10 protein-coding genes are annotated in these 8,717 nt (G+C 72.5%); 1 reads left to right on the forward strand and 9 read right to left on the reverse strand.

Translation table 11 applies throughout. From position 1 onward, the window contains the following. Positions 1–209 (forward strand): DNA-3-methyladenine glycosylase I (locus tag ACFE60_RS15320; RefSeq protein WP_375389730.1); only part of this gene is annotated, 209 nt, incomplete at its 5' end. On the opposite strand, the gene ACFE60_RS15325 is transcribed toward ACFE60_RS15320, so the two are convergent. The 9 genes from ACFE60_RS15325 to atpD all read right to left on the reverse strand — a co-directional run. Beyond that, on the reverse strand, positions 206–985 hold the full coding sequence (locus tag ACFE60_RS15325) for an ABC transporter ATP-binding protein (protein ID WP_375389731.1): 780 nt from the start codon (positions 983–985) through the stop codon (positions 206–208). The genes ACFE60_RS15320 and ACFE60_RS15325 overlap by 4 nt on opposite strands. Further along, the gene (locus ACFE60_RS15330; RefSeq protein ID WP_375389732.1) at positions 982–1,794 is read right to left on the reverse strand and encodes an ABC transporter ATP-binding protein; all 813 of its coding nucleotides are present in this window, start codon (positions 1,792–1,794) and stop codon (positions 982–984) included. The genes ACFE60_RS15325 and ACFE60_RS15330 overlap by 4 nt, the downstream gene beginning before the upstream one ends. Beyond that, on the reverse strand, positions 1,791–2,666 hold the full coding sequence (locus ACFE60_RS15335) for an ABC transporter permease (protein ID WP_375389733.1): 876 nt from the start codon (positions 2,664–2,666) through the stop codon (positions 1,791–1,793). Before ACFE60_RS15335 ends, ACFE60_RS15330 begins: the two co-directional genes overlap by 4 nt. Continuing rightward, on the reverse strand, positions 2,663–3,673 hold the full coding sequence (locus tag ACFE60_RS15340; RefSeq protein ID WP_375389734.1) for an ABC transporter permease: 1,011 nt from the start codon (positions 3,671–3,673) through the stop codon (positions 2,663–2,665). The genes ACFE60_RS15335 and ACFE60_RS15340 overlap by 4 nt, the downstream gene beginning before the upstream one ends. A 70-nt stretch (positions 3,674–3,743) precedes the next feature. Further along, on the reverse strand, positions 3,744–5,336 hold the full coding sequence (locus ACFE60_RS15345; RefSeq protein WP_375389735.1) for an ABC transporter substrate-binding protein: 1,593 nt from the start codon (positions 5,334–5,336) through the stop codon (positions 3,744–3,746). Between the two features lie 128 nt (positions 5,337–5,464). Next, positions 5,465–6,538 carry a dipeptidase gene (locus ACFE60_RS15350; protein ID WP_375389736.1) on the reverse strand — a complete coding sequence of 358 codons (1,074 nt, stop codon included), beginning with the start codon at positions 6,536–6,538 and terminating at the stop codon, positions 5,465–5,467. A gap of 83 nt (positions 6,539–6,621) precedes the next feature. After that, on the reverse strand, positions 6,622–7,338 hold the full coding sequence (locus ACFE60_RS15355; protein WP_375389737.1) for a YaaA family protein: 717 nt from the start codon (positions 7,336–7,338) through the stop codon (positions 6,622–6,624). 121 nt (positions 7,339–7,459) lie between these two features. Then, complete coding sequence (locus tag ACFE60_RS15360) at positions 7,460–7,720, reverse strand: F0F1 ATP synthase subunit epsilon (protein WP_375389738.1); 261 nt, start codon at positions 7,718–7,720, stop codon at positions 7,460–7,462. Between the two features lie 2 nt (positions 7,721–7,722). Beyond that, positions 7,723–8,717, reverse strand: a 995-nt coding sequence (atpD, locus tag ACFE60_RS15365; protein ID WP_375389739.1) for a F0F1 ATP synthase subunit beta, incomplete at its 5' end; no start/stop codon positions are given.

The following is an 8,717-nucleotide window of genomic DNA, read 5'->3' on the forward strand; positions in this document are numbered from 1 at the left end:
CCGAGATCGAGGAAGCAGGGGGTGCCGCTCGCTTCGTGGCGGCCGACCTCGCGGACGTGCCGGCGTCGACGGCGGCGTCCAAGGCGCTCGCGAAGGCCCTGCAGCGGGAGGGCCTCCGCTTCGTCGGCCCCATCACGGTCTACTCGCTCATGCAGTCCGCGGGCCTCGTCGACGACCACGTCGACGGCTGCTGGCGAGCCGGCCGCTAGACCGCGGGGAGCCGGCCCAGCCCGTCCGCGATCGGGATCGCGGCGAGCAGGCGGCGCGTGTAGGGGTGCTGGGGCGTGGACCAGACCTGCTCCGCGGTGCCCTGCTCCACGATGCGCCCTGCGCGCATCACCGCGATGCGGTCGGCGATCGCGCGCACGACGGCGAGGTCGTGGCTGATGAAGAGCAGCGAGGCGCCGTTCTCCAGCGCGACCCGGCGCATGAGCGCGGCGACCCGGGACTGCAGGCTCGCGTCGAGGGAGGCGATCGGCTCGTCGCCGATCAGCAGGTCGGGGCGGACCGCCATCGCGCGCGCGATCGCGACGCGCTGCCGCTGCCCGCCGGAGAACTCGTGCGGGTACCGGCTCGCGGCGCCGGCGTCCATGCCGACCGCCTCCAGCAGCTCGGGCACGGACTGCGGCGTGCCTCGCGCGACCCGCCGACCGTCCTCGATCTGCGCGCCGACCCGGCGCCGCGGGTTGAGCGAGGCGTAGGGGTTCTGGAACACCATCTGGATGCGCCGGAGGCGGACCTCGCGCGAGCGCAGCCCGAGGCGGGCGATCGGCTCGCCCTCGAGCAGGATGCGCCCGGAGGCGAGCGGCTCCAGTCCGCAGACCGCTCGGGCGAGCGTCGACTTGCCGCAGCCGGACTCCCCCACCAGGCCGACGACCTCGCCGGCGCCGACCTCCAGGTCGACGGCGTCGACGGCGGCGAGCACGCCACGACCCGGCTGCCGGTACGTGACCGTCGCCCCCTCCACGACGAGCCGGGCGGTCACGACGCGTCCTCCCCGATGCCGGGCGGCGGCGTGTGCGGCAGCGACTCGACCAGCTCCCTCGCGTAGGCCGTGCGGGGCTCGCGGATCACCTGGTAGCGGGACCCGTGCTCGACGACCGAGCCGTTCCGCATCACCGCGACGGTGTCCGCGACGGCGGACATCACGCCGAGGTCGTGGGTGACGAGCAGCACGGCGAGTCCCAGGTCGTCGGTCAGCTCGCGCAGCAGCCGCAGCACCCCGGCCTGCACCGTCACGTCGAGCGCGGTGGTCGGCTCGTCCGCGATCAGCACCTTCGGGTCGCAGGCGATCGCGATGGCGAAGGCGATGCGCTGCAGCTGCCCGCCCGAGAACTGGTGCGGGTACCGCTTCAGCGCCGCCTCCGGGTCGGGCACCCGGACGCGCTCCAGCAGCTCGGCGGCGCGTCGCCGAGCGTCCTGCCGCGACAGGTGGAGGTGGTGCCGCATGTGGTCCGTCAGCTGCGCCCCGATCGACAGCATCGGCTGCAGGCTCGCGGTCGGGTCCTGGAACACCATCGCGATGCGGCGGCCGCGCAGGCGGTTCAGCGCCCCCGGGCGCAGGTCGAGCAGGTTCGGCACCCGGACCTCGCCGTCGTCGTAGGCGACGGCCCCGGTCACCCTCGCGCCGGCCGGCTGCAGGCCGATGACGGCGAGGCCCGTCATGGTCTTGCCGGACCCGGACTCCCCCGCGAGGCCGGTGACCCGGCCCGCCGGCACCTCGACGTCGACGGCGTCGAGGATGCGACGGCCGCCCAGCTGCAGCGTCAGGCCCCGGATCTCGAGGCCGGTCATATCGACGACCCCTGCACCGCGCCAGCGGTCCGCGGGTCGAGCGCGTCGCGCAGCGAGTCGCCGATCAGGTTGAACGCGACGACGACGGAGAAGATCGCGAGGCCCGGGAAGGTCGCGAGCCACCAGCTGGAGAACTGGATCACGCCGTCGGCGACCATCGAGCCCCACTCGGGCGTCGGCGGGACCGCACCCAGCCCGAGGAAGGACAGGCCGGCGAGCAGCAGGATCTGGTTGCCGAAGTCGAGCATCGCGAGCACCAGCATGGGGGCGGAGACGTTCGGCAGCACGTCCCGGCGCAGCGAGGTGAACGGTCCGGCGCCCAGCAGCCGGCCGGCGACGACGTACTCCTGGCCGCGCGCGCCGAGCACGAGCGCCCTCATCACGCGGGCGTAGTTCGGCCAGGAGACGATCAGCAGCGCGATCACGGCGTTCCCGAGGCTGGGACCGAGCGCGGCCGCCACGACCATGGCGAGGATGATCGTCGGGAACGCGAACACCAGGTCGGCGATGCGCATGATGACCTCGTCGACGACGCCGCCGAGGTACCCGGCGATCGCGCCGAGCACCGAGCCGATCACCAGCGACCCGGCGACCAGCGCGACGGCGAGCGGCAGGGACGCCCGCACCCCCCAGAGGGTGCGGGACAGGACGTCGCGGCCGAGCTGGTCGGTGCCGAACGGATGGGCGGCGGACGGCGCCCTGAACGCGGCGGCGACGTCCTGGCGGAGCGGGTCCGGCAGCGGCAGCACGGGGTCGAGCAGCGCGATCACCACCCAGGCGAGCAGCACGACGGCGCCCGCGATCGCGGCGGGCCGCCGCCAGGCGACGGGTACACGGAGGGCGCGGCGGCGCGGCGCGAGGACGGCGGTCATCCGACGCGCACCCGCGGGTCGACGAAGCCGTAGATCACGTCGATCACGAAGTTCACGGTGATGTAGACCAGCCCGACGGTGAGGCCGACGCCCATGATCGACGGCAGGTCGAGGGCGGTGGACGCGCGGTAGGCGTACTGCCCGATCCCGCCCCAGGCGAACACCTGCTCGGTGAGCACGGCGCCGGACAGCAGGGAGCCGAACGCGAGGCCGACGATGGTGAGGATCGGCAGCAGCGCCCCGCGCAGCAGGTAGGCGAGCACCACCCGGTGCGTGGGGAGGCCCTTCGCCCGGGCGGCGCGCACGAAGTCCTGGCCGAGCACGTCGAGGATCGACGACCGGGCGAACCGCACGAGCAGCCCGAGCGTGTACACCGCGAGCACGAGCCCAGGGAGCACCAGGTGGGAGAAGGCGTCGACGAAGACGTCGGGCTCCCCGGCGAGCAGCGCGTCGACGGTGAACAGCCCGGTCACCCGGGGCGGGGCGTCGTAGAAGGCGCTCAACCGGCCGGACCCGGGCGCCCAGTGCAGCACGAAGAAGAACAGGAAGTACGCGGCGACCGCCAGCCAGAAGGTGGGGACCGAGATGCCGACGACGCTGACCGCGCGGATCAGCTGGTCCGAGAAGCGGTTCCGGCGCAGCGCCGCGACGAGCGCCAGCACGAGGCCGACGACCACCGCCACGACGATGGCGAAGATCGCCAGCTCCGCGGTGGCCGGGAAGGCGTACGCGAGGTCCTGCGTCACGGGGTTCCTGGTGCCGATGGAGGTGCCGAGGTCGCCGTGCAGCAGGTTGCCGAGGTACACGAAGTACTGCACGACGAGCGGCTTGTCGAGCCCCTGGGCGGCCCGGTACGCCGCGACGATCCTCGGGTCGTCGGCGGCGCGCTGACCGAGCGCCGCGATGACGGGGTCGCCGGGCACCAGGTTGGTGAGCACGAAGGTGATGATCGTGACGCCCACGAGCAGGACGACGGAGAGCCCGAGGCGGATCCCGATGTACCGCACCAGCGGCGGCAACGACCGCCGCCCGGACCCCACGGCCCGGGCGGCGGCCTCCGCGCGCTCGTCGGGTGCGCTACTCGACGGCGGCGAGGTCAACCGTCCAGATCGCGTTCGGGACGACTCCGGTGACGCCGTTGGTCACGGCGTACTTGGCTGCCTGCACGAGCGGGACGAACGCGCCGTCGGCGTTCGCGGCCTTCTGCCAGGCCTCGTAGGCGCCGGCGCGGGCGTCGCCCTGCGCGGCGATCGCCGCCTGCTTCGCCTTCGTGACCTCCGGCGACATGTCCTTCGTCCAGCCGGCGCGGAGGCCGAGGCCCTCACCGGGGCTGAAGGTCACGTAGTCGGAGGGGTCCGGGAAGTCCGGGCCCCAGTACATGAGGCCGGCCTGCAGCTTGCCCGCGCGGTAGGAGTCGAGCAGCGTCGCGATCGGCAGCCCGTTCAGCTTCACCTTCACGCCGGCGTCCTCGAGGTTCGACTGCACCGACTGCGCCATGTCGGCGAACGAGACGCCGTCGAGCGTCGCGTCCGTCGGGTAGGACAGCGTGACCGTCTGGCCCTTGTAGCCGCTCGACGACAGGTCCGACTTCGCGGCGGCCGCGTCGGTGGTGTTGTTCTCGTCCGAGGCGAGCGAGCCGAGGAACTGGGACGGCACGATGCCGCCGGGCTGCGTCGAGCCGGAGCCGGCGAGCGTCTGGATCGACTTGTAGTCGATCGCGTGCCGCACGGCCTTCACGAAGTCCGGGTCGTTCGTCACGCCGCCCGACACCGAGGCGTTCTGGTTCAGCCACAGGTAGCCGACGTTCGCGGAGGTGCTCTTCGCGACCTTGATCGAGCCGGACTCGAGGCCGTCGACCTGCTGCGAGTTGAGGTTCAGCGCGACCTGCGCCTGGTTGCCCTGCACATCGGTCTTCTGCGACGGACCGGTGACGTTCTGCAGCACGACCCGGCCGTACGCCGGAGCGGTGCCCGCGTACTTCGGGTTCTTGACGAACACGACCTTGCTCGTCGCGTTGTACGACGACAGCTGGTACGGACCGGAGCCGGCGGACTTGCCGTTCAGGTAGGACTCGGCCTTGTCGTCCTTGCCGGTGGTCCCGCCGTTCGCCTCCAGCGTCTTCGCGTCGAGCACGCCGAGCGAGGGGTTCGGGAGGATGTACGGCAGGGCCGGGTTCGCGGCGGTGTCGGTGATCGTCATCGTGGTGTCGGAGGTCTTCTCGATGGCGAACGGCTTGCCCGTCGACAGGTTCGAGAGCAGGAACGACGGGTTGCCGGCGATGCCCTGCACGCGCTTGTAGGACCAGACGATGTCGTCGATCGTCACCGGGTTGCCGCTGGAGAAGGTGTGCTTCCCGTCGAGCGTGAGCGTGATCGTCGTGTTGTCGTCGGACATCGCGTAGGTCGTCAGCTGCGGCACCGGCTTCGTGACGTCCGAGCCCTCGAAGGTGAGCGCGGTCTCGTACAGCGCCTTGTCGACGATGGTGCCGGTCAGCTCGAACGCGCGGGCCGGGTCCGCGGTCTTCAGGTCGAACGTGTTGTCGACGACGAGCGTCTTGCTGCCGCTCGCGGACTGGTTCCCGCCGCCCGACGACGAGCAGCCCGTCAGGATCAGGGCGAGCGCGGCGGCCGACGCGGTCAGCGCGGTGAGCCGCGCGGGCAGGTGCTTCATGCTTCTCCTCTGTCCGGCGGGCAGGCCCGTGGAACCGTGGGCCCCCGCACGGGGCGACGCTAGGGCGAATCCGTTTCCAACGCGTTTCATCCTGCAGGCCCGGGCGCGATCGACACCGATCCGTTACGTCACACGACGAGTGCGCTCGGGGACCGCGCTCCGGCGAACGCCGCGTCGGTCTGCCTGATGATGCGCAGGACGTTGGCGCCGGCCAGCGCGGCGAGGTCGGCCGCGCTCCAGCCGCGCCGGGCGAGCTCCTCGAGCAGGGGCGGGAAGCCGTCGACGCCGCCCATCCGCTCCGGCATGTGCACGAAGCCGTCGTAGTCGCTGCCCAGCCCCACGTGCCGCACGCCCGCCACCTCGCGGACGTGCTCGATGTGGTCGGCGACGCGGGCGAGCGGCACGCGTGGCGGCGGTCCCTCCTGCCCGCCCTCGAACCACGCGCGGTAGTCGCCGTCGACGAAGGGCGGCACGAACGCGACCATCACGACGCCGCCGTTGTCGGCGAGCCGGGCGAGCACGTCGTCCGGCACGTTGCGGGGATGCCCGACCAGGGCGCGGCAGGAGCTGTGGCTGAACAGCACCGGCGCGGTCGCGACGTCGAGGGCGTCGTGCATCGTGGTGACGGCGACGTGGGAGAGGTCGACGAGCACGCCCAGCCGGTTCAGCTCGCGGATGTAGTCGCGCCCGCGGTCGGTGAGGCCGCCGTGCAGCGGCACGTCCGTGGCGGAGTCCGCCCACGACGAGTCGAGGTTGTGCGTCAGCGTGAGGTACCGGACCCCCAGCGCGGCGAGCATCCGCAGCACCGCGGGCGAGTCGTCGATGCTGTGCGCCCCCTCGGCACCGAGCAGCGAGGCGATGCGGCCGGAGGCGCGGGCGGCCTCGACATCGGCGGCGGACCGGGCGAGCACGAGGTCGTCCGGGTACGCCTCCACGAGGCGGTGCACCCAGTCGATCTGCTCCAGGGTCTCCTTCACCGCGACCGCGCCCTCGCGGCGGTCCTCGACGTAGACGCTCCAGAACTGCGCGCCGACCCGGCCGGCCCGCAGCCGCACGATGTCGGTCTGCGTGGCGGGCTGCTCGCGCAGGTCCGCGGTCGAGTACCCGCGCGACAGGCGGCACTCCCACGCCCAGTCGTTGTGCCCGTCGACGACCGGCGCCAGCTCGAGCGCCCTGGCGACCACGTCCTGCGCATCCGTCATGGTCCGATCCTCCCGGACGGTCAGGGGGTCTGGAGGCTCGCTGCGCTCGCACCTCGACCAGCGGGGGCGCGGCTGGCGTCGCGTCAGACGCGGAGGACCAGGTCGGACTCGCCGCGGGGCTCGAGGGGCACGCCCGAGGCCGCCGCCCAGGCGAGCAGGTCGTCCCGGGAGCCCGCCTCCGCACCGCTCTCCGCGAGCGAGCGGACCAGGGCGCCTTTCGAGTGCTTGTTGAAGTGGTTCAGCGCGCGGCCGTCGGCCGTCTCGACGTGGAGGAACGCGCTGCCGGCCGGGGCCGGGCCGAGCGCCACGTACGCGGCCGACCGGGCGTCGAGCACCCACTCCCCCGTCCCGGCGATCGCGGCGGCGACCGCGTCGCGCCAGTGCGCCTTCAGCGTCAGGCCCGGCAGCGTCGTCGACCCGGACAGCCGGTGGAGCGGGATGCGATCCGCCGCACGGACGATCCCGAACAGGGCCGACGCGATCACCACGTGCCCGTCGACCCAGGCGCGCGCCTCCGGCGGCAGCGTGGCGACGGCCAGCCCGTCGTACAGCACCCCGGTGAAGCGCTCGATCGCCGGCAGCACGGGTCCGGAGGCGAGCGCGCGGTTCCAGCGCGCCTCGTCCGCGTTCCGCGCGCCGAGCCCGAGCACCGCGGGGGCGTCCTTCAGCGGGACGCGCCTGAGCGCCGCCTGCGCGGTGCGGCGCCTGCCCCTGAGCGAGGGGAACCCCAGCGCCGCCGGGTCGAGGGCCCCCGCTCCGCCCTCCGCCTTCGTCTCCGAGGGCGGGATGAGCACGATCACGCCTCGTCCGTTCGACCCGCGAACGACCACACGCGCTACCCGCACCTCCACGCGGTGGGCATCCCCACCGCGTGGAGGTGCGGAGCACCGCGCGTCGTGGTGCGGGTACCGCGCGAGGTGATCAGGCCAGCGCGGCCGCGCGGGCCGCGATGGTGACCGTGTCGTTCTCGACGGAGATGAACCCGTCCTCGGCGTTCGCGACGATCCGGCCGCCGTCCGCGGCGGTGATGCGCACCTCGCCCGCCGACAGCACGCCGAGCAGCGGCTGGTGTCCGGCGAGGATGCCGATCTCGCCCACCTTCGTCCGGGCGACGACCATGGTCGCCCGCCCGGACCACACCTGCTCGTCGGCGGAGACGACGTTCACCAGGAGGTCGGCCATGGTCAGCCGTTCTCCTTCGCGATCTGCGCGGCCTTCTCCTGGACGTCGCTGATCGAGCCGACGTTGAAGAACGCCTGCTCGGGCACGTCGTCGAAGTCGCCCTTCGCGATCGCGTCGAACGACTCCACGGTGTCCTTCAGCGGGACGGTGGAGCCCTCGACGCCCGTGAACTTGGTCGCCATGTAGGTGTTCTGCGAGAGGAACTGCTGGATCCGGCGCGCTCGGGACACCGTGATCTTGTCCTCCTCCGACAGCTCGTCGACGCCGAGGATGGCGATGATCTCCTGCAGCTCCTTGTTCTTCTGCAGGATCTGCTTCACCGTCGTCGCGACGCGGTAGTGGTCCTCGCCCAGGTAGCGGGGGTCGAGGATCCGCGAGGTCGAGGTCAGCGGATCCACTGCCGGGTACAGGCCGCGGGAGGCGATCTCGCGCGACAGCTCCGTCGTCGCGTCGAGGTGCGCGAACGTCGTGGCCGGCGCCGGGTCGGTGTAGTCGTCGGCGGGCACGTAGATCGCCTGCAGCGAGGTGATCGAGTGGCCGCGCGTCGAGGTGATGCGCTCCTGCAGCGTGCCCATCTCGTCGGCCAGGTTGGGCTGGTAGCCCACCGCGGAGGGCATGCGGCCGAGCAGCGTCGACACCTCGGACCCGGCCTGCGTGAACCGGAAGATGTTGTCGATGAAGAGCAGCACGTCCTGGTTCTGGACGTCGCGGAAGTACTCCGCCATCGTCAGCGCGGACAGCGCGACGCGGAGGCGCGTCCCGGGCGGCTCGTCCATCTGGCCGAAGACGAGGGCGGTCTTGTCGAAGACGCCCGCCTCCTCCATCTCGCCGATGAGGTCGTTGCCCTCGCGGGTGCGCTCGCCGACGCCGGCGAACACCGAGACACCGCCGTGGTTCGCGGCGACGCGGTAGATCATCTCCTGGATCAGGACGGTCTTGCCCACGCCGGCGCCGCCGAACAGGCCGATCTTGCCGCCCTGCACGTACGGGGTCAGCA

Source organism: uncultured Amnibacterium sp. (assembly GCF_964245895.1).
In the GTDB taxonomy this organism is placed as follows: Bacteria; Actinomycetota; Actinomycetes; order Actinomycetales; family Microbacteriaceae; genus Amnibacterium.